Source organism: Candidatus Contendobacter odensis Run_B_J11, from assembly GCF_000531125.1.
GTDB classification, from domain to species: Bacteria; Pseudomonadota; Gammaproteobacteria; order Competibacterales; family Competibacteraceae; genus Contendibacter; species Contendibacter odensensis.
This window is the reverse complement of sequence record NZ_CBTK010000068.1, coordinates 60,479-79,764: the sequence shown is the minus strand read 5'-3', so window position 1 is coordinate 79,764 and position 19,286 is coordinate 60,479. Positions and strand designations below refer to the sequence as shown.

The window sequence follows — 19,286 nt, the reverse complement described above, 5'->3', positions numbered from 1 at the left end:
CGCATGGTGGCCTCGCCGTGGACCTACTATCGCGGCGCGGCTGCGGTGATGGCCGCCGATCAGGCCGACGCCAATAATGCACAAACGCGGAATCAAGGGTTGCGTCGTGGTCATCTCTATTTACTCCTTCAGCACATTGCCCAAGACCTCGATCAATCGGGCATTTTCCGCCTCGGTCCCAATACTGATCCGCAGAGAGTGAGGCAAGCCGTAATTATCCACCGGGCGGGCGATCACACCCTGTTTCAGCAGCGCCAGGAAGAGTTCACGCCCCGACCGCCCGACATTAACACACAGAAAATTACCTACCGACGGCAGCCAGCTTAACCCAAAGCAGCGGCAAGCTTCCTGCAACTGGTTCATGCCGGCGCGGTTGAGCGCCCTGCCCCGTTCCAGATGCTCGGCATCGTCCAGTGCTGCGGTGGCTGCTGCCAAGGCCAGACTGTTGACATTGAATGGCTGGCGCACTCGATTGAGCAGGTCCGCGACCGGCGGTTGTGAAACCGCGTAACCGACCCGCAATCCCGCCAGTCCGTAAGCCTTGGAGAAGGTGCGGGTCACGATCAAATTAGGAAAACGGTCGAACCAGCGCAGCGTGTTGGGACAGTCCGAGTCGGCCTCGACGTATTCAAAATAGGCTTCATCCACTACCACCAGCACCTGCTCCGGCACCGCTTCCAGAAATGACTGCAATTCCAGGGTTCGCAGCCAGGTCCCGGTTGGATTATTGGGATTGGCGATGAAGATCACCCGGGTGCGATCAGTGATTAAGGCCAACATCGCCGCCAGATCATGGCCGTGCGGCATGGCATGATCGGGAGCATTGGCTTTGGCAATGCGGGCTATTGCGCCGACCGCCTGGGTGACAATGGGATAGACCGCGAAAGCGTGTTCAGAGAATACCGCTTCATGCGCCGGAGTCAGAAAGGCCCGCGCTACCAGCTCCAGCACGTCATTGGAGCCGTTACCCAGAGTCAGTGCCGTTATGGGCACGTTGAGCCGGGATGAAAGCGCCGTTTTCAAGCTGAAACCATTGCCGTCGGGATAGCGGGCGATCTCGCTCAACGCCTCGCGCACCGCAACCAGCGCCTTGGGACTGGGGCCAAGTGGGTTTTCGTTGGACGCCAGTTTGACGATATGGCTCAGGCCGTATTCGCGGCGCAGTTCGCTTTCCGGCTTGCCCGGCTGATAGGGTTGCAGAGTGCGAACGCCGGGAGCAGCGAGGGATGAAAAATCGCAGGTCATTGAGTAAGAGCCTTTCATTATTTTCGGGCAGAGATGACATGGGCGAAGGAGCGTATGCCCATTTTAGCGGAGATATCGCCGTTTCCACAGGATTGCTGAAACAGCGCAATCACTCAGTACGGCTCGTCACCCTTCGATAAAGACATCTACCTGCTGCCCGCACCAGAAGCCGACGGCCTTTGACGGCAAGGCGTAGATCACTTGCATGACCCGCGTGTCCACCCGTTCGTCGGCGGCATTGGTGAGGGATTTCTTCGGAACGATCAGCGGTTCGATCCGCACGAAGGCAGCCGTCACGGTGCGGGTGGCTTCGCTGCGTGCTGAGACGGTAGCTGAAGCGCCTTGAACCAGGCGATGAATATCTGCTTCGTCAATATCCACCCGCACATGCAGCATGCGGATGTCGCCGAGTTGAAGCAGCGGTTCGTCTACACGGGTATTGGAGGCAATCTCGCCAACCCGCAGCCTGGCTTGCAAGATAACACCGTGGATGGGCGCACGAACGGTGTGCCAGTTCACCTGCACCAGGGCGCGGGTGAGTTGGGCTTCGGCTTCCTTCGATTGCGCGATCAATGTGGCTTTGCGTGCTTGGGCAAGATCGCGGGTGAACCGCTGCTGGGTCGCCTCCTGCTCAGAGATGGTGCGTGTTGCTGCAAGCTCTGTGGCGCGTCTGAGTTCAGTCCCTGCCTGAGCGAGTTCGATGCGGGCTGCTTCAATCTGCGCCTTCAGCGTTTCGACGGCAGCGCGGCGGATAGCGACTTCTGCCTGAGCGTCGCTGTCATCGAGCATAAAGAGGACATCCCCCGGCTCCACTTCATCGCCCGGTTTCACCCGCACCTCACGGATTAAACCACTGATTTGCGCAGCGATGCTGATGATCTCGCTGCGCGGTTCCACGAGACCTGCGCCGACGACGAAGCTCTGCATGGCGCTGTGCGCCGGGGCAACGGGTGGCAGCGCTTCGGGTTCAAGACGGTCGCTGATCGGACGGGTGCTAAACACCGTTTTGGCGGTGAAGACCAGCAGGCAAAGCGCCAGCAGTGGCAACCACCCGCCGCGTAGGCGAAGTTGGAATTTCATGAAGCAGGGAGCGATGGGTTACTGATGCGGCCATCATCCATGGCGATGATCCGATCTGCGAAGCGATGAATACGCTGATCATGGGTAACGACGAGGCAGGCCCGGTCTGGATCGACCGCAAAGGTATGTAGCAACTCCATGATTTTCTGACCGGAGCGGGCATCAAGGGCCGCCGTAGGTTCATCGCAGATGATAAGCCGAGGTCGATGAATCAGCGCACGGGCGATGGCTACCCGCTGTTGCTGCCCGCCGGAGAGTTGCAAAGGCTGCTTGTTGGCATGGGCCTCCATGCCGAGTTGCGCGAGCAGGGCATGGGCGGCATCCAGCGCGGAGCGTTTGCGCCAGCCCCGCGCCATCAGCGGCAGCGTCACATTCTCGGCAGCAGTGAGCGCGGGCAGGAGATGGAACTGCTGAAACACGAAGCCGATGTGCTGTAGTCGGAAACGTCCCAGATCGCGGGCGGAAAGGGCGCGGAGCCGCTGACCCCACAGCATGACTTCGCCCTCAGTCGGCGCAAGAATGCCGCCGATCAGTGAGATAAGCGTGGTCTTGCCACAGCCTGAAGGGCCTTCGAGCATCGTCATCTGACCGGGAGCAATGGCGACATCAACGCCATGCAGCACCCGCCGCTTTTCAGCGCCGTCGCCAAAGTCTTTGCACAGACCGTAACAGGCGATGGCGGAACCGAAATCGGCAGCGGAAGCATCCATAATCAGCAGCAATCAGGTGCGGAAGACCATAGCCGGATCCGCGACCAGCACCCGACGCAGGGCGATGAAACCGGCGGTAATGACCATGAAAATTTCAATAACCGCCGTGCCGATCACGATCGGCCAAGGCAGAAAGAACGAGCGAAAATCAGGAATATATTGCCTGCCGAGATCAAGTGTGAACGCGGTGAGGCCGACCCCGAAAGCGTAGCCGATGAAGCCCACCAGCAGCCCTTGCAGCAGAACCATGCCGATAATCGTTGCATTGGAGACCCCAATCGCTTTCATCGCGGCGAACTGCGGCAAATGGTCACGGATGAATAACGAAAAGGTGAGTCCGATAATCACCGCCCCCACGATCACCCCAAGCACGACGACAAAACCGAAGCTCGCGGGGATCGGCGTGGTGCGAATGAAGAAGTCAATCGTGCTGCGGATGAACTCATCGTGCGTCAGCGCCTTCAGGCCGGTGCGCTGTGAAACGGATGCGGCGACTGCACGGACATCGCTACCTGAACGGGTGCGCGCAAGGAGGAAGGAAAGGCGATTTCTGCCCCCCGGAGCGAACTGCACTGCATTGCGATACTGGGTGAAGATCGCGATGCTGCTGGTGAACTGTGGCGACGAACGCAGCACCCCAACCAGGACGGCGCGGCGATCATTCAGCTCCAGCACACGGCCAATGCGAAGCGGTTCACCCGGCCAGAGCAGGCGATAGCCTGCTTCATCTATAAATATCGCGCCTGACCGGCGCAGATCATCGGCGCTACCCAGCAGGCGCTCGCGGGGCAGGCCAAGGAGCGTGGAATCATCAACACCGATCAGCGAAGCCGTCTGCTGACTCTGGTCTTGGCCGATCAGGGTGACGACGCCCTTGAACAGCGGCGCTGCCCAAGCAATGCCGGGCACACCGTGCACCCGGGCCAGCGCGGTGTCCGGCAAGGATGCGCCGCCGTCGATGGTATTGACCCGCGCATCCATCACCCACAGATCGGGTTCGCGAATGTCATAGAGCAGACCGGGCGTGGTGTTGATCAAGCCCACGCAGAACGCGCTTTGCTGCGAAATGAGCAGCGCCGAGAACGCCACACCGAAGATGAGTCCTGCATATTTGGCCCGATCACCGAACAGCATCTTCAGGGCGATCCAGGACATGGCGTCAGAAATTCCAGGCAGCGCCTAACAAGCCAAAGGGCGATGAATCCAGATCGCGGCTGAAAAGCACACCTCCGTTTCGGTCGCGCAATTCCAGTTGACCACCAAAGTTCATCCCCACTTGCGCACTCAAGCGTAAATGATCACCGACGCGCCGCTCCACACCCAAACCGGCGCGCCAACCCTCAAGCTGGATAGCCTCGATGTTGCGATCCTGGCCCGCTTGATCAACGCCCCAAGCGCCACCCGACGGATACGCCGACAGGCTGAACGTCCAGTCCTTGCTCGGCGACCATCCCACTGCGCCAATCGGCGGCGTGAGTTGCACGATCCAGTGGTCGTTGGGCCGCCAAACCACGCCGATTCCCGGCACTACCGTGTCCTCGCCGATGGAATGCGCATAAAAGGCGGCGGCGGACAGCGTGAAGCGCGGCGAGAACTGGTAACCCGCAACCACAATCGCGCTGAAGGCAAAGTCATCGCTGCTAACACTCTTGAAGTCGGTGGCAAGACCCGGACTGACAATGGCCAGGCCCATCCAGCCTTCGTCGCCTTTGGGGAAATGGGCAGCGGTCAGTTGCAGCTCCAGCGTGTGCAAATTCTGGCGCGGGAGACCGAGCGCACCGCTCGCATCCAGCGACGCCCAACCGTAGGCCAGAGTAGCGCCAAACACTGTCCCATCCTCCGTTTCATGCGCCCACACTGGCAGCAGCGCCCGACCATCGGTGTAATCCACCGCGCCGCCCCCGTTGCTGAAATCCATCGCCCGCGAGACCGTGACCACGCTAGAGAAGCCCGGAGGCCCGAATCCGAGCAGAGCAGGATCAATGAGGTTCATGTCAACCTCTTCGAGTTCCAACCGCCGGTTCGTAGCGGTAGATTGCCCGCTATCGGTCGGCTGATCGTTCGCGCCTGCTGCCAATCCGGGTGCGCCTAGAAGAACGATAATCGCCAGTACGCCGACCGACGACCGCACGGGAGAAGATTGGAATGCTATCGAGGGCGTGGAGCGGGTTCGCATGAATTGGGGTCCCGTAGATTGGCCGTAATGACAATGCCGACGATCCTACGCGGACGCAGATTAAGAGCGGATTAAGACCGGTTGCATCGCCAGCACCGAGCTGAAAATCGACTGGATTCAGCCCGCCACCGGCTTGGTCTTGCCCGTGATGCCGCGTAAATTGTTTCCTCATCAAATGCCAAGAGTTGAGTGCCAATCAGGATGAAAACGCTGCTGGTCGAAGACGATGTTCCGCTGGGTTCCTCATTGCAGGAAGTCCTCAACAAAGCGGGTTATGCGACGACCTGGGTGCGGAGGGCTGAGGATGCCAAGCGCTTTCTCTTCGCCGAGGAATTTGGCCTGGTTCTGCTCGACATTGTTTTGCCCGGCGAGTCGGGTTTCGATCTGCTGGCATGGATGCGCGGGCGCTCGCTGACCGCGCCCGTGATGATGCTCACCGCCCGCGACTCCATCTCGGATCGGGTTCGGGGGCTGGATGATGGCGCTGACGACTATCTGCCGAAACCCTTTGCCGTTGATGAATTGCTGTCGCGGATTCGCGCTGTGACCCGGCGCGTCGGACGCCAGCGTTCCGCACAATGGCGGATTGGCAAGCTCGTCATTGATACCGCAGGACGCCGCGTGTGGCTGGCCGACCGTGAAATCGCGCTCTCTCAGCGCGAGTACGATGTTCTCCTGACGCTTGCATCCGAACCCGGCAAGGTGTTCACCCGCTCGCAGATTGAGCGGCATTTGACCACGCCGGGCGGCAGCGACTCCAACGCCCTCGATGTGCATATCCACAATCTCCGCAAAAAGCTGGGTAGCGAATTGATCGTGACGGTGCGCGGTGTTGGCTATGTGCTGGAGACCATCGAATGAAGCACCCGTCGCTGATGCGTCGCATCATTGGCTGGCAGGCGCTGATGATGGGAATAAGCTGGGTCATCCTGGTCGGATGGCTGTTCCACGCCATGACCGGGTTCGAGAACGGCGACCTCGACCGGCGGATGAACTACTTCGCCGAAATCCTCGCCGAGACCGCCAGTGGCGCGGTTTACACTCCCGATCTGCTGGCGCAGCGGCTGCGCGCCATAGAAAAGACCTTTGTCGAAGGCGTGATTGAAACGCTGGAGAATGCTGCCGGATATAAAGCCACCTTTCAGGTGTTCGATGAGCATGGCCTTCTCCTCTATCGCACCGGATCGGCGCCAGAAACACCATTGACTGCCAACGCCGGCCTATCGCTGGTCATGCGGGAGAACGGTGAAAAATGGCGGATGGCCCGGGTGCGCAGCTCCGATCACAGCGTGACGGTCATCGTTGGGGAATCCGAATCGGATCGCTGGGCCTCCATCTGGCCCATGCTACAGATCATCGGCGCAGCGCAGATTCTGATTCTGGCGTCCTCGCTACTGGTGACCTGGTGGGCCACGCGGCGCGGCGTTCGCCCCTTGAAAACATTGGCCGCCAGGATCGCGCGGCGCGAAGCGGGCGATCCGACGCCCATCACCGCGCCGCTGGTCTACGCGGAGACCGTGCCGATGGTGCGCGAACTGAATGCCTTGCTCGGTCGCGAATCCCGTAGACTGGAAAATGAGCGTGGCTTTCTTGCCGATGCCGCTCACGAGCTGCGCACCCCCTTGGCCGCAGTCGGTACGCAGGCGCATCTGGTGTTGAGCGCAACGGACGACGCAGAACGCCGCCGCTTCGCCCACGGTTTACAGGCGGGGCTGGACCGCGTGTCCCATCTGCTGGCGCAGTTGCTGACTATCGCTCGCGTCAACGCGCCAGAGATGCGATTCAACCTCGAACCTACGGATGTCGCTACGCTAGTCCGTGAGCGCCTTGCGGAACTCTCGGTTGCGGCGCGAACCCGATCCATCTCGCTGGCGCTGGAATGCCCCGACACGCTATCAGCAACCGTCAATCCATCCAGCTTCATCTCAATGGTGGACAACCTGGTTGACAATGCGATTCGGTACACGCCAAGCGGAGGACAGGTGGCAGTGAGTTTTGGAATGAATGGAGACGACCTGGAATTTATCGTTCGGGACGACGGGCCGGGCATTGCGCCCGATGAAAGGGAACGGGTCTTTGAGCGTTTCTACCGCATACCGGGAACGACGGCGCAAGGCAGCGGCCTGGGTCTTGCCATCGTCCAGCGGATCGCGCAGGCGCACCATGCTACGGTACGCTTCGTTGATGGACTGTCAGGCGCCGGCATCGGGGTTGCCGTCACGCTTCGGGGTGCGCCTGCCCTCAAGTGATCGGCTCGATGGGTTGCGCAACGGTTCTGTGTTTTTTGGCCCGATTCCACCCGGAGATTCTGCTTAATCATGGATGCACTGTGGCTTGCGCTGGCTTTTCTGCTGGGTCTGCTGTTCCGCCATTGGGGATTTCCACCGCTGGTCGGCTATCTGGCGGCGGGGTTCATGCTCAATGCCTTCGGCCAACAGGGCAGCGAACTGCTCGACCAGACCGCCCATGCCGGGGTGTTGCTGCTGCTGTTCAGCGTGGGTCTCAAGCTGCGCTTGAAAAGCCTGATCCGCCCGGAAGTCTGGGGCGGGGGATTGCTGCATCTGGCGATCAGCGGCGCCGTGCTGGGTCTGGGTTTGTCGGTGGTACTCGGTCTGCCCAGCGGACAGGCGTTGTTACTGGCGATCACCTTGGGATTTTCCAGTACGGTGCTGGCAGCCAAGGCGCTGGAAGAAAAAGTCGAATTGCGCGCTTTTCACGGTCGGCTGGCTATCGGCATTCTGATTATCCAGGATTTGGCGGCGCTAGGGCTGATGGCGCTGGCCGGAGCGGGAGCGCCGTCGCCCTGGGCATTGCTGATTCTAGGATTGCCGCTACTGCGACCGCTAGTGACAAAGCTGCTGGACTGGAGCGGCCACGACGAATTGCTGGTGCTGTACGGGTTGGCGCTGGCGCTGGTGGTTGGCGGGCAAGGCTTCGAGTATCTGGGATTGAGTTCGGAACTGGGCGCGCTATTGCTGGGGGCATTGCTGGCCGGTCATCCTCGGGCGGTGGAATTGTCCAAGGCGCTGTGGGCGCTCAAGGAAGTGTTGCTGGTCGGTTTTTTCCTGCAAATCGGCCTGCTGCATCCGCCGAGTCTGGTAACCGTGGCCGGGGCGCTGCTATTCACGTTGCTGTTACCGCTGAAGGCCGCGCTGTTCTTTTTTATCCTGGTGTGGTTCCGACTGCGCGCCCGCACTGCGTTTCTGACCGCGCTGGCCCTGACCAGTTATAGCGAGTTCGCCCTGATCGCGGCGAAGATCATGGTTCACAACGGGCAATTAGCCGCCGATTGGCTGGTGTTACTGGCGATCACGGTGGCGCTGTCTTTCATCGTCGCTGCGCCGCTCAACCGCTTCGCCCATGCGATCTACGAGCGGCTGGAAAGTCGGCTGGCACGATTCGAGCGGTCGGATCGGCATCCCGATGAACAGCCGGTGTCGCTGGGCAGCACCCAGATTCTGATTCTCGGCATGGGCCACGCCGGCGCCGCCGCTTACGATTTTCTCAAGAAGCGCCAACACCTTTTGACGCATCACCGGGTGTTAATGGTGTCGGGCGTTGACTCAGACGTGGGCAAGGTCGAGCGGCATGTCCACGAAGGCCGGCGGGTGGTGTACGCCGACGCTGAAGATCCCGGTTTCTGGCACCGGCTGAAACTGGAGGGACTCCGGGCGGTGATTCTGGCGATGCCGGACCCGGAAGCAAAACATATTGCGACCCAGCAGTTGCGGCGACATGGCTTTCAGGGACTGATCGGCGCAATCAGCCACCATCCCGAAGAGGAGGCCGCATTGCGGGCAGCGGGCGCGGACATGACTTTTCTAGCATTCAATGAGGTCGGCGTCGGCTTGGCTGAACATATCTGGGAAGCGCTGGAAGATCGGTCGCATCCGGTCGGGAAGGTGGCGGTTTGACACCAATTCGCGCTGCCGTGGTCTATTGCGGCACATTCATAACCCGTGCGAGGAGCAGCCATGAACGACAAAAGCGTTAAAACCGATGCCGAATGGCGGGCGCAACTGACCCCGGAGCAATACCGGATTTGCCGCCAAAAGGGCACCGAGCCGGCGTTCACCGGCGAGTATCACGATTGCCATGAGCCTGGGATTTATCGCTGCGCGTGCTGTGGCAAAGACCTGTTCGATTCTGAAACCAAGTTTGATTCCGGCAGCGGCTGGCCGAGTTTCTGGCAACCAGTACGATCAGAGAATATCGCTACTACTGATGATCGCGGCTGGTTCATGCATCGCACCGAGGTGCTGTGTGCGGACTGCGGAGCGCATCTGGGCCATGTGTTCGACGATGGCCCGGAACCAACCGGCCTGCGCTATTGCATCAACTCGGCATCATTGAAGCTGAACAAGGCAGGGCCGTAGGTAACTTACTGCCTACTGGCCGTAGGGTTGTACAGGACTGCGCTACAGGCCGTCGGCAGCCGATTCGCCGACGGCGGTTCAGGTTTCCGGTACGGCTTCGGCGATAGCGCCGCCTGGCGGATGTCCCGGACCCAGTTGGCGAGATCGGCGTCGCAGCCGTCGCCGGGCGGAAACGGCTTCTGCGGCTTGCATTGGCCCGAATCAGCCGGACAGTTCAGCCGGACGTGGAAATGAGCGTCATGCCCCCACCAGGGCCGTACCTTTTCCAACCATGAACGGTCGGTTTCGCTATCGCACAGCGCTTGCTTGATGATGGCATTCACGAAAATCCGCTCTACCTCTGGTGCCTGCGCCGCCCGCTTTAATGTATCCCGATAGCGCGATGACCACCGCGAATCGTTCAAGGCCCCCTCGGTGGCGCGAATCATGGAAGGCATCTCAATCTGTTCGGTGTCAGACCGCGACAGGGTTTGATTACGGGGTTGTTGTAGAAACCAGATATCTACATCCAAGCCACTTTGATGGCTGCGATGGCCGTTCGGCATCGGCCCGCCGCGTGGTTGCGCCAAATCGCCGATTAACAGCCGACTGCCATGGGCCGCTGTTTGTCGCCCCAACTGTTCCACGAAACCAATCAATGCCGGATGACCGTAGTAGCGATTACGGCTGGTGCGCATGATTTGATAGCCGTCACCTACCAGCGGCAACGCCACCGCCCCGGTGATACAGCCAGCGGCGTAGGAACCAATCACCTGCGACGGCCCGGCCAGAGGATAAGCTACCTCGCTCCAGCCGTTGCCGGCCAGAACGGGCATCGAACCGAGCAGTAGAAACAGGGGTAGAGCAGTGGAGCGAATGGACATGGCGCGCTTCTCCCAATAGTTAAGCCATAATCTTACTATTGCCGTGACGTAGAGTCGGCCTCTTGTCCGTTTAAGCACGGACGGTAGGCTGGTGCTACTTGCCTCGATCTACGGAATAACATCAATCCGCACGGGATGACATGGGTTTCTACGCCTTTCTTGCCATTGGTATTGGCGCTGCATCGGGTGCCTGGCTGCGCTGGGGCTTGGGTATTTTGCTCAATCCGGTATTCCCAACGCTACCGCTCGGAACGCTGGCCGCGAACCTGCTGGGTGGGTTTTTGATGGGAATGGCCATGCAGTTTTTGCTCGAACACGCCCTTCTACCGCCAGAACTGCGCTTGGCGATCACCACCGGCTTTTTGGGTGGACTCACCACCTTCTCCACCTTCTCAGCAGAAACTGCGACCTTACTGCTGCGTGAGGAATACCTCTGGACCCTAGCCATTGTCCTGGTTCATGTCGTCGGCTCAGTGACCATGACGATGCTGGGAATTTTGACCATGAGACTGTTGACGACAATGGGGGCACCATGACGGGGATTTATCTGAAGTTTTATGTCCATGAACACCATCAGCATCACGGCATTCTACTTTATGAATGGCTGTTGGAGCGTGCCAAAAAACTGGGCATCCACGGGGGCTCGGCGTTTCGCGCCATCGCCGGATTCGGACAGCATGGCGTCCTGCACGAAGATCACTTTTTCGAGTTGGCAGGCAATTTGCCAGTGGAAGTCGTGTTCATGGTCAGCGATGAAGAAGCTGCGCAGCTTCTGGAGTTGATCAGACAGGAAAAAATGCACATTTTTTACGTGAAGATACCGGCTGAATATGGCGTGAGTAATGGGGAATAGAAATGATTGAACGGTTGGTTATTCAGAGCAACTCCGTATGCTAAAGGCCCTTTTGGGATTACCCGCCACCGTCTGGTTACTGGGATTGGTTAGCCTCTGCAATGATTCAGCCAGCGAACTGTTGTACCCGCTGGTGCCGCTGTACCTGGCTTCGGTGTTAATGGCCGGCCCCAAAGCGTTGGGGATTATCGAGGGTATCGCTGAAGCGACCAGCAGCCTGCTGAAGTTATTCGCCGGGGTGTTGGCCGATAAGACTGCTTCCACCAAACTGTGGGTAGTCGGTGGCTACAGTCTCGCCGCCATCGCCCGCCCGCTCATGGCCTTCGCCACTGCCTGGCCGATGCTGCTGGCGCTACGCTTTGCCGACCGGGTGGGCAAAGGCTTGCGCACCTCGCCGCGTGACGCCCTGCTGGCGTCGGCTGTAGACCCCGCGCAACGCGGACTGGCGTTTGGCTTGCACCGAGCGATGGATAATGCGGGCGCGGTGATCGGGCCGCTGGTGGCAACGGCGTTGCTAGCGCTCAATGTGCCGCTGCGCGATATTTTCCTGTGGGCTGCGCTACCAGGCGCTATCGCCGTCGCGCTGGCCCTGTGCATCCGGGAGCCGTCCCGCGTCGAACCCGTGACGCGCGCTCCATTCAGTTGGACGCTGCAAGGTTTTCCGACCGCCTTCAAACGCTATCTGCTGGTGCTGGCACTGTTTACCTTGGGCAACTCGTCCAACATGTTTCTACTGCTGCGTGCCAAGGAACTGGGTCTGCCTGATTACCAAATTCCGCTGCTGTGGGCTTTGGTCTCGACCGTGGCGATGCTGTTTTCCACGCCACTATCAGCCCTGTCCGACCGTCTGGGCCGAAAACGGCTGATTCTCTCCGGCTGGGCGATCTACGGAGCGTTTTACCTGATTTTGGGCCTGAACGGCGGCCAAACCTGGTTGCTATGGCCGCTATTCGCCGGTTATGGCCTGTTCATGGCAGCCACTGAGGGCGCGGAAAAAGCGCTGGTGGCTGATTTGGCGCCTGCCGCTCTGCTGGGCACCGCTTACGGCTGGTTCAACTTGACCGCAGGATTGCTGCTGTTGCCAGCTTCCTTGCTGTTTGGCGGGTTGTGGCAAAGCGCCGGCCCGGCGCTGGCGTTTGGCGTCGCCGCCTGCTGCGCGTTGCTAGCTGCGCTGCTGCTGCACTACTGGGCGATGCCGGGGCGGCTCTCGTCTGCCGAAGGAAAACAGTGATCGAGATTGATATTCCCGGTTTCCGGGTACTCCAGCTTGCCCACTTGGTGTTCGACTACAACGGCACCTTGGCTGTGAATGGCGGCCTGATCGACAAGATGAACTCCCAATTGAGCGAGTTGGCAAACCGTCTGAGCATCCTGACAAGCCGACAGCGGAGAATTTACCGGCCCCGGGTCGGCGGACATTCTCCGACTAATTCCACTTTCCCATTATCGTCCACCGACTCCAGCCGCACCGCGAAACCCCATAGCCGGTGCAAATGTTTTAATACATCCTGATGATTTTCATGCAGGGGCCGGTGGTGATAGCGGGTGTGCCGCAGTGTCAACGAACGATCCTTGCGGTGGGCGACATTCCACACCTGGATGTTCGGTTCGCGGCTGCCGAGATTGTATTGATCGGCCAACGCCAGCCGCAATCGCCGATAACCCGCTTCGTCGTGAATGGCGGTGATTTCCAATTGCTCCTGAGTTTCGTCATCCAGCACCGCGAACAGCTTGAAATCCCGCATAAGCTTGGGTGACAGATATTGAGCAATGAAACTCTCATCCTTGAAGTTCCGCATTGCGAAGTCCAGTGTCTTGATCCAGTCCTGCCCGGCAATATTGGGGAACCAGTAGCGATCCTCAGCCGTCGGTTCCTGACAAATGCGCTTGATGTCACTCATCATGCCAAAACCCAGCGCGTAGGGATTGATGCCGGAATAATGCGGATGGTCAAATGGCAATTGCTGCACCACACTGGTATGCGATTGCAGAAATTCAATCATGAAGCCGTCATTGACATAGCCTTCGTCATACAGCCGATTAAGCAGCGTGTAATGCCAAAAGGTAGCCCAGCCTTCGTTCATCACCTGAGTCTGGCGCTGCGGATAGAAATACTGGGCAATCTTGCGGACAATTCGCACCAGTTCGCGCTGCCACGGTTCTAATAGCGGCGCATTTTTCTCGATAAAATACAGCAGGTTTTCCTGGGGTTCGGCTGGGAAGCGCCGGGAATCGGCAGCGACGGCCTCGGAAGATTTAATTGGAATCGTCCGCCACAGATCATTGAGCTGCGATTGCAGGTACTCTTCTCGGTCATGCTGGCGCTGTTTTTCTTCATGCAATGACAGTGGCGCCGGATGCTTATAGCGATCCACCCCGTAATTCATCAGCGCATGGCAGGAATCGAGGAACAGCTCTACAGTTTCCTCGCCGTGACGTTCCTCACATTCAGCGACATAGTTACGGGCGAAGAGCAGATAATCAATGATTGCGTCGGCACTGGTCCAGGCTCGGAACAGATAATTACCCTTGAAGAAAGAGTTGTGTCCATACGCGGCGTGGGCAATCACCAACGCCTGCATGATCGAGGTATTCTCCTCCATCAGGTAGGCAATGCAGGGATCAGAATTGATCACGATCTCATAAGCCAGCCCCATTTGTCCACGCCGGTAATTTTTCTCAGTTAGCACGAATTGCTTGCCGTAAGACCAGTGCTTATAGCCCAGCGGCATCCCCACCGAGGAATAGGCATCCATCATCTGCTCGGCGGTAATAATCTCGATCTGGTTGGGGTAAGTGTCGAGACCGAAATCTCCAGCAATTTGGCCGATGACCTCGTTGTAGCGTTCCAACATCGGGAACGTCCATTCAGATGACTCGGAAATTAGTCGCGATGCACTCATGCGGTGCGCCTCTTGAACAGGTCCCGGAATACGGGGTAGATGTCAGCCGGCCCATCAATCTGCCGCATCGCAAAATTGGGATACTTTTCTTTTACCTCTTCATAGGCTTCCCATAAGCTCTGGTGGCGATCCGGGGTAATTTCGATGTAGGCGTAATAGCGCACGAACGGCATGATCCGTTGCAACAGTAAATCGCGACAGGACGGCGAATCATGATGCCAGTTATCGCCATCTGAAGCCTGCGCGGTATAAATGTTCCAACTGGAAATGGGATAGCGTTCAGTGATGATCTCGCCCATCAATTGCAGTGCGCTGGATACCACCGTGCCGCCGGTTTCCCGCGAGTAAAAAAACTCCTGCTCGTCAACTTCCTTGGCAACCGTATGATGGCGGATAAACACCACTTCGATCTTCTCGTAATTGCGCTTGAGAAACAGATAGAGCAGAGAAAAGAAACGCTTGGCTAAATCTTTGCGCGCCCGATCCATCGAACCAGATACATCCATGATGCAGAACATCACCGCTTGAGTCGTCGGTTGTGGCTGCTTGATTCGGTTGGTGTAACGCAGGTCGAAGGTGTCAATAAAGGGCACAGCCCGAACCCGCGCCCGTAGATAGTTGATTTCCTCCACCAGCTCCTTGGCGCGAATTTCGTCCACGGGTGGATTAGCCAGCAGTTGTTGCAGTTCCTCTTCCGCCTCGTGCAGCCGGCGGGTGTGGGGCGCAGCCAAGGCCATTCGCCGGGCCATTGCGCCTTTTAGCGAACGCACGATGTCAATGTTGCCGGGGTTGCCGTCATTGCTGAAACCAGCGCGTACTGATTTGAACTCGATGGCTTTGGCCAATTGGGTTCGCAACAAGTTAGGCAATTCCAGATCCTCGAAAAACAGATCCAGAAATTCCTCACGCGACAATTCAAAAACGAAATCGTCCTCGCCTTCGCCGCTGTTACTGGCTTGACCGCCACCGGAACCGCCACCCGATCCACGAGGTGGCCGGGCGATCTGATCGCCGGTGACAAATTCCCGGTTGCCCGGATGAATCGCTTCACGCCGGCCTCCCGGCCCGTGGCCAAATACCGGCTCGGACAAATCACGAGCCGGAATATTAACCTTTTCACCGCTATCAATATCAGTAATGCTGCGGCCGTTCATAGCCTCGGTCACGGCCTTCTTAATCTGGCTTTTGAAGCGCCGGATAAAACGCTGGCGATTGACGGTGCTTTTGTTTCTGCCGTCAATCCGGCGGTCGATAAGCGTGGCCATGAGTGCTTTCCTCTCTGCTTCAGGATGCCTTGCGGACTCGCAAGTACCAGTCGGACAGCAGCCGAACCTGCTTGGCAGTGTAACCTTTGGCGACCATACGGTCTACGAACTCAGCGTGCTTCTTCTGCTCGTCCACACTGGATTTGGCATTAAAGCTGATCACCGGCAGCAAATCTTCGGTATTCGAGAACATCTTCTTCTCGATCACCGCCCGCAACTTTTCGTAACTGGTCCAGGCTGGATTACGCCCGGCGTTGTTGGCCCGCGCCCGCAGCACGAAGTTGACGATCTCGTTGCGGAAGTCCTTGGGATTACTGATCCCCGCCGGCTTCTCGATCTTTTCCAGTTCGGTGTTGAGCGAAGACCGGTCAAACGATTCGCCGGTATCCGGGTCGCGGTATTCCTGATCCTGAATCCAGAAATCCGCATACGTCACATAGCGGTCAAAGATATTCTGTCCATATTCAGAATAGGACTCCAGATAAGCCTGTTGCAACTCCTTACCGATGAACTCAGCATAGCGCGGCGCCAGATAACCCTTGAGATAGGACAAATACTTCTCTTCGACCTCCGGGGTGAACTGCTCCCGCTCAATCTGCCGTTCCAGCACATAGAGCAGATGCACCGGGTTCGCGGCCACCTCGCTATGATCAAAGTTAAACACCTGGCTGAGAATCTTAAAGGCAAACCGGGTCGAGATACCGGTCATCCCCTCGTCCACTCCGGCATAGTCACGATATTCCTGCATCGACTTGGCTTTGGGATCAGTGTCCTTGAGGTTTTCACCGTCATAGACCCGAATCTTCGAGAAAATACTGGAGTTCTCCGGCTCTTTCACCCGAGTCAATACTGAAAATTGCGCCAGCATTTCCAGAGTGCCCGGCGCGCAAGGCGACTCAGCCAGAGAGCTGTGAGTCAGCAACTTCTGATAGATATGCACTTCGTCCGACACGCGCAGGCAATAGGGCACCTTGACGATATAAACCCGGTCGAGGAAGGCTTCATTATTTTTGTTGCCCTTGAACGTCTGCCATTCCGATTCATTGGAGTGGGCCAGAATAATACCCTCAAACGGAATCGCCGACAGTCCTTCGGTACTGTTGTAGTTACCTTCCTGAGTCGCGGTCAGCAGCGGATGCAGCACCTTGATCGGTGCCTTGAACATCTCGACGAATTCCATCAGGCCCCGGTTGGCACGGCACAACGCGCCGGAGAAACTGTAGGCATCAGGATCGTTCTGGGCGAAGTGCTCCAACTGGCGGATGTCCACCTTGCCCACCAGCGAGGAAATATCCTGATTGTTTTCATCACCCGGTTCGGTTTTGGCGACGGCGATTTGGTTCAGCACCGACGGCCGCAGCTTGACCACCCGAAACTTGGTGATGTCGCCATTAAATTCGCGCAACCGCTTGGCCGCCCATGGCGACATGATATGGCGCAGGTAGCGGCGCGGAACACCGTAGTCATCTTCAAGAATCTGGCCGTCTTCGTCGGGGTTGAACAACCCCAGCGGTGATTCAAACACCGGCGATCCTTCAATCGCGTAGAACGGGATCCGCTCCATCAGTTGCTTGAGCCGTTCAGCCAGTGACGATTTTCCGCCACCCACCGGACCCAGCAGATAAAGAATCTGCTTCTTTTCCTCCAACCCTTGGGCGGCATGTCTGAGGTAGGACACGATCTGCTCGATAGCATCCTCCATCCCATGGAATTCCTGGAAGGCGGGATAGATTTTGAGCACCTTGTTCTGAAAGATGCGCGACAGCCGCGTGTCATTGCGGGTGTCCATCATCTCCGGCTCGCCGATAGACAGCAGCAGTCGCTCGGCGGCGCTGGCATAAGCGCTAGGCCCTTTTTTGCACAGATCCAGGTATTCCTGGAGTGAGAAGGTTTCCTCACGGCTCTCTTCGTAGCGCGAAAGGTAGCGGTTGAAAATCGTCATCGTTATCACCTCTATAGGATCACGGAAGCGGGGGCAGCTTCCGGTTCAAGTCTTTCAGGGCAACAGAGCAAATCCGGTGAATATTCAGTAGCCAGTCTATCGTCCATCCGATCCGCAACACTGCGGATGCCTCTGGAGTGAATGAAGCAATTAATAGACCAATCCAGGCTTGGGTAGCCGTGACTCAGTTCCGGGCACTGGGTGGCAGCAGAGTGCGCCTCGAAAGCAGGTATTTCGAGGTAAAGAAAATAAAATCAAGCGTTTACTTATATTTCAGTGGCATGAACAAGCTCTGAATCACCATTAGACCCGCTATCAAACGCTAGTTTAGGGATGCAGGCCGCAGTTAAAATCACCTTGTTCGCACTGTTTTAGTGCGGCGTACTAGAAATGACAGCAAAAGCAGTTCGGTGATTCCACTATCGTCGGGGTGAACCAAAAAATTCTTCAGATCCCTGCCAAAACGCACCGGTCTCACCGAGAGCAAAGAACATAGATCCAAGCTGCGGATAGACCACGGGTAGCGGCAGCGGTTCGGACGTGGGCGGTGGTTGGAAGGGCGGCTTTGTTGTTAACATCGTGCGGCGCAGCCTACGGATTAACAATGCGCCAAGGTTAATATGAAAATCATTAGTGACTGGTTCCAGCGACTCTTTAACGATCCCCAAGCGGTCATCCTGACTATCGTACTGGTGCTGGGCGCCAGCGTGATCTTGTTCATGGGACGCGATCTGGCGCCCGTATTAGCGAGCATGGTCATCGCCTACCTGCTGGAAGGTATCGTTCAGTTGTTGCAGCACCGGGCGCGGTTGCCGCACCTGCTCGCGGTGATCGTGGTATTCATGCTGTTCATTACGTTTGTGCTGTTCCTGCTGCTGGGGTTGTTGCCGATGGCTTCACTGCAGTTGACTCAGTTGGTGCAGCAATTTCCTAACATGCTGGTCAAGGGCCAAAACCTGCTGCTGAGTCTGCCGGCGATCTACCCGGAATTCATCACTGAGGCGCAAATTCTTGAAGTGATCAATGCGCTAAAAGCCGAAATTGCTACCTGGGGCCAGAAAGCGTTGTCCTGGTCGCTGGCGGCTGGCATCGGCTTTATCACCATCATTGTGTACTTGGTGCTGGTACCGTTACTGGTGTTCTTCTTTTTGAAGGACAAGAATTTGATCCTGGGCTGGCTACGCGGGTTCCTGCCCCACGACCATAGTTTGGCGCAGCAGGTCTGGCGCGAGGTAGATCGGCAGATGGGCAACTATGTACGCGGCAAATTTCTGGAAATTCTGGTGGTCTGGGTAGCGACCTTTGTGGTGTTTGTGGCGATGGGTCTTCAGTTCGCTATGCTGCTGGCTCTGATGGTTGGTCTGTCTGTCATCGTGCCTTATATTGGTGCAGTGGTGGTGACGGTGCCGGTGGCGCTGGTGGCATTTTTTCAGTGGGGATCGGGTTCGGAGTTCCTGTGGTTGATGGGCTTGTATCTCTTTGTCCAGATGCTTGACGGCAATATTCTGGTGCCGCTGCTGTTTTCCGAGGTGGTGGACCTGCACCCGATTGCCATTATCGCAGCGGTGCTGGTGTTCGGCGGCCTGTGGGGATTCTGGGGGATTTTTTTCGCCATCCCATTAGCGACCGTGGTGCAATCCATCTTAAAGGCATGGCCACGTCCGGCGCTGGCGGTGACTGAATAGCGGGCATCAATGCCGAAAGGTCCACTCCTCTGCCACAACGGACACTTATCCAACGGTAGAGGAATGGGTGATGACTCCTCAGCCCCGTTCCCCCGATCCAGGTACTCGGCAAGCGCAGTAAGTGAGTTCCTGACGGGCATAACCGCACAGGGTCGCGGTGCGCGAATCGAGGGTGACATCTTTCCGGT

18 protein-coding genes and 1 pseudogene are annotated in these 19,286 nt (G+C 57.8%); 9 read left to right on the top strand and 10 right to left on the bottom strand.

Going from position 1 to position 19,286, the window contains the following annotated elements:
* Window positions 1-78, top strand: a pseudogene (locus BN874_RS25415) (DUF2252 family protein); the annotation flags it as partial.
* Window positions 79-120: 42 nt separating this feature from the next.
* Here BN874_RS25415 and hisC read toward each other — a convergent pair.
* From hisC to BN874_RS05915, 5 genes are all read right to left on the bottom strand, one after another.
* A complete protein-coding gene (hisC, locus tag BN874_RS05935; protein WP_034431478.1) occupies window positions 121-1,245 on the bottom strand; it encodes a histidinol-phosphate transaminase in 1,125 nt (374 codons plus the stop codon).
* A 126-nt stretch (window positions 1,246-1,371) separates the two neighbouring features.
* A complete protein-coding gene (locus tag BN874_RS05930) occupies window positions 1,372-2,325 on the bottom strand; it encodes an efflux RND transporter periplasmic adaptor subunit (RefSeq protein ID WP_051497477.1) in 954 nt (317 codons plus the stop codon).
* Entirely contained in the window at window positions 2,322-3,035 is a 714-nt protein-coding gene (locus BN874_RS05925) for an ABC transporter ATP-binding protein (RefSeq protein WP_034431502.1), read from the bottom strand. The genes BN874_RS05930 and BN874_RS05925 overlap by 4 nt, the downstream gene beginning before the upstream one ends.
* A 12-nt stretch (window positions 3,036-3,047) precedes the next feature.
* Window positions 3,048-4,190, bottom strand: coding sequence for an ABC transporter permease (locus tag BN874_RS05920; protein ID WP_034431477.1), 1,143 nt, complete (start codon window positions 4,188-4,190; stop codon window positions 3,048-3,050).
* A gap of 4 nt (window positions 4,191-4,194) precedes the next feature.
* Complete coding sequence (locus BN874_RS05915; RefSeq protein ID WP_154724763.1) at window positions 4,195-5,211, bottom strand: DUF6268 family outer membrane beta-barrel protein; 1,017 nt, start codon at window positions 5,209-5,211, stop codon at window positions 4,195-4,197.
* 201 nt (window positions 5,212-5,412) lie between these two features.
* Between BN874_RS05915 and BN874_RS05910 the strand changes: the two genes are divergently transcribed.
* The 4 genes from BN874_RS05910 (at window position 5,413) to msrB (ending at window position 9,587) form a co-directional block, all read left to right on the top strand.
* On the top strand, window positions 5,413-6,072 hold the full coding sequence (locus BN874_RS05910) for a response regulator transcription factor (RefSeq protein WP_034431475.1): 660 nt from the start codon (window positions 5,413-5,415) through the stop codon (window positions 6,070-6,072).
* Entirely contained in the window at window positions 6,069-7,460 is a 1,392-nt protein-coding gene (locus BN874_RS22235) for an ATP-binding protein (protein ID WP_051497476.1), read from the top strand. The genes BN874_RS05910 and BN874_RS22235 overlap by 4 nt, the downstream gene beginning before the upstream one ends.
* Before the next feature lie 69 nt (window positions 7,461-7,529).
* Window positions 7,530-9,125: a cation:proton antiporter family protein gene (locus tag BN874_RS05900; protein WP_320411452.1), complete on the top strand. Its 1,596-nt coding sequence runs from the start codon at window positions 7,530-7,532 to the stop codon at window positions 9,123-9,125.
* A 60-nt stretch (window positions 9,126-9,185) separates the two neighbouring features.
* Window positions 9,186-9,587 carry a peptide-methionine (R)-S-oxide reductase MsrB gene (gene msrB, locus BN874_RS05895; protein WP_034431472.1) on the top strand — a complete coding sequence of 134 codons (402 nt, stop codon included), beginning with the start codon at window positions 9,186-9,188 and terminating at the stop codon, window positions 9,585-9,587.
* A 5-nt stretch (window positions 9,588-9,592) separates the two neighbouring features.
* Here the strand turns inward: msrB and mepA are convergent, their stop codons facing one another.
* Window positions 9,593-10,450, bottom strand: a complete 858-nt coding sequence (mepA, locus tag BN874_RS05890; protein WP_034431471.1) for a penicillin-insensitive murein endopeptidase — start codon at window positions 10,448-10,450, stop codon at window positions 9,593-9,595.
* Between the two features lie 140 nt (window positions 10,451-10,590).
* Between mepA and crcB the strand changes: the two genes are divergently transcribed.
* From crcB to BN874_RS05875, 3 genes are read left to right on the top strand one after another with little or no spacing between them, the layout of a single operon-like run.
* A complete protein-coding gene (gene crcB / locus BN874_RS05885; RefSeq protein ID WP_034431470.1) occupies window positions 10,591-10,986 on the top strand; it encodes a fluoride efflux transporter CrcB in 396 nt (131 codons plus the stop codon).
* Window positions 10,983-11,303 (top strand): DUF190 domain-containing protein, encoded by a 321-nt coding sequence (locus tag BN874_RS05880; protein ID WP_034431469.1) that lies wholly within the window; start codon window positions 10,983-10,985, stop codon window positions 11,301-11,303. Before crcB ends, BN874_RS05880 begins: the two co-directional genes overlap by 4 nt.
* Before the next feature lie 37 nt (window positions 11,304-11,340).
* On the top strand, window positions 11,341-12,534 hold the full coding sequence (locus BN874_RS05875) for an MFS transporter (RefSeq protein WP_034431468.1): 1,194 nt from the start codon (window positions 11,341-11,343) through the stop codon (window positions 12,532-12,534).
* On the opposite strand, the gene BN874_RS24255 is transcribed toward BN874_RS05875, so the two are convergent.
* From BN874_RS24255 to BN874_RS05860, 4 genes are read right to left on the bottom strand one after another with little or no spacing between them, the layout of a single operon-like run.
* Window positions 12,486-12,722: a hypothetical protein gene (locus tag BN874_RS24255; RefSeq protein WP_154724762.1), complete on the bottom strand. Its 237-nt coding sequence runs from the start codon at window positions 12,720-12,722 to the stop codon at window positions 12,486-12,488. The genes BN874_RS05875 and BN874_RS24255 overlap by 49 nt on opposite strands.
* The gene (locus tag BN874_RS05870; protein ID WP_034431467.1) at window positions 12,698-14,206 is read right to left on the bottom strand and encodes a SpoVR family protein; all 1,509 of its coding nucleotides are present in this window, start codon (window positions 14,204-14,206) and stop codon (window positions 12,698-12,700) included. Before BN874_RS05870 ends, BN874_RS24255 begins: the two co-directional genes overlap by 25 nt.
* Window positions 14,203-15,471, bottom strand: a complete 1,269-nt coding sequence (locus BN874_RS05865; RefSeq protein WP_034431466.1) for a YeaH/YhbH family protein — start codon at window positions 15,469-15,471, stop codon at window positions 14,203-14,205. The genes BN874_RS05870 and BN874_RS05865 overlap by 4 nt, the downstream gene beginning before the upstream one ends.
* 19 nt (window positions 15,472-15,490) lie before the next feature.
* Window positions 15,491-17,413 (bottom strand): PrkA family serine protein kinase, encoded by a 1,923-nt coding sequence (locus BN874_RS05860; protein ID WP_034431465.1) that lies wholly within the window; start codon window positions 17,411-17,413, stop codon window positions 15,491-15,493.
* Window positions 17,414-18,033: 620 nt separating this feature from the next.
* Here BN874_RS05860 and BN874_RS05855 point away from each other — a divergent pair.
* The gene (locus tag BN874_RS05855; protein WP_034431464.1) at window positions 18,034-19,098 is read left to right on the top strand and encodes an AI-2E family transporter; all 1,065 of its coding nucleotides are present in this window, start codon (window positions 18,034-18,036) and stop codon (window positions 19,096-19,098) included.
* Window positions 19,099-19,286 lie beyond the last annotated feature (188 nt).

Excerpts from the sequence above, each read along its gene's own strand:
- BN874_RS05900 (WP_320411452.1), top strand. The coding sequence starts at position 7,530 with ATGGATGCACTGTGGCTTGCGCTGGCTTTTCTGCTGGGTCTGCTGTTC.
- BN874_RS24255 (WP_154724762.1), bottom strand. The coding sequence starts at position 12,722 with ATGTCCGCCGACCCGGGGCCGGTAAATTCTCCGCTGTCGGCTTGTCAG.
- BN874_RS05920 (WP_034431477.1), bottom strand. The coding sequence starts at position 4,190 with ATGTCCTGGATCGCCCTGAAGATGCTGTTCGGTGATCGGGCCAAATAT.
- hisC (WP_034431478.1), bottom strand. The coding sequence starts at position 1,245 with ATGACCTGCGATTTTTCATCCCTCGCTGCTCCCGGCGTTCGCACTCTG.
- BN874_RS05870 (WP_034431467.1), bottom strand. The coding sequence starts at position 14,206 with ATGAGTGCATCGCGACTAATTTCCGAGTCATCTGAATGGACGTTCCCG.
- BN874_RS05925 (WP_034431502.1), bottom strand. The coding sequence starts at position 3,035 with ATGGATGCTTCCGCTGCCGATTTCGGTTCCGCCATCGCCTGTTACGGT.
- msrB (WP_034431472.1), top strand. The coding sequence starts at position 9,186 with ATGAACGACAAAAGCGTTAAAACCGATGCCGAATGGCGGGCGCAACTG.
- BN874_RS05910 (WP_034431475.1), top strand. The coding sequence starts at position 5,413 with ATGAAAACGCTGCTGGTCGAAGACGATGTTCCGCTGGGTTCCTCATTG.
- crcB (WP_034431470.1), top strand. The coding sequence starts at position 10,591 with ATGGGTTTCTACGCCTTTCTTGCCATTGGTATTGGCGCTGCATCGGGT.
- BN874_RS05915 (WP_154724763.1), bottom strand. The coding sequence starts at position 5,211 with ATGCGAACCCGCTCCACGCCCTCGATAGCATTCCAATCTTCTCCCGTG.
- BN874_RS22235 (WP_051497476.1), top strand. The coding sequence starts at position 6,069 with ATGAAGCACCCGTCGCTGATGCGTCGCATCATTGGCTGGCAGGCGCTG.
- BN874_RS05880 (WP_034431469.1), top strand. The coding sequence starts at position 10,983 with ATGACGGGGATTTATCTGAAGTTTTATGTCCATGAACACCATCAGCAT.
- mepA (WP_034431471.1), bottom strand. The coding sequence starts at position 10,450 with ATGTCCATTCGCTCCACTGCTCTACCCCTGTTTCTACTGCTCGGTTCG.
- BN874_RS05865 (WP_034431466.1), bottom strand. The coding sequence starts at position 15,471 with ATGGCCACGCTTATCGACCGCCGGATTGACGGCAGAAACAAAAGCACC.
- BN874_RS05875 (WP_034431468.1), top strand. The coding sequence starts at position 11,341 with ATGCTAAAGGCCCTTTTGGGATTACCCGCCACCGTCTGGTTACTGGGA.
- BN874_RS05860 (WP_034431465.1), bottom strand. The coding sequence starts at position 17,413 with ATGACGATTTTCAACCGCTACCTTTCGCGCTACGAAGAGAGCCGTGAG.
- BN874_RS05855 (WP_034431464.1), top strand. The coding sequence starts at position 18,034 with ATGAAAATCATTAGTGACTGGTTCCAGCGACTCTTTAACGATCCCCAA.
- BN874_RS05930 (WP_051497477.1), bottom strand. The coding sequence starts at position 2,325 with ATGAAATTCCAACTTCGCCTACGCGGCGGGTGGTTGCCACTGCTGGCG.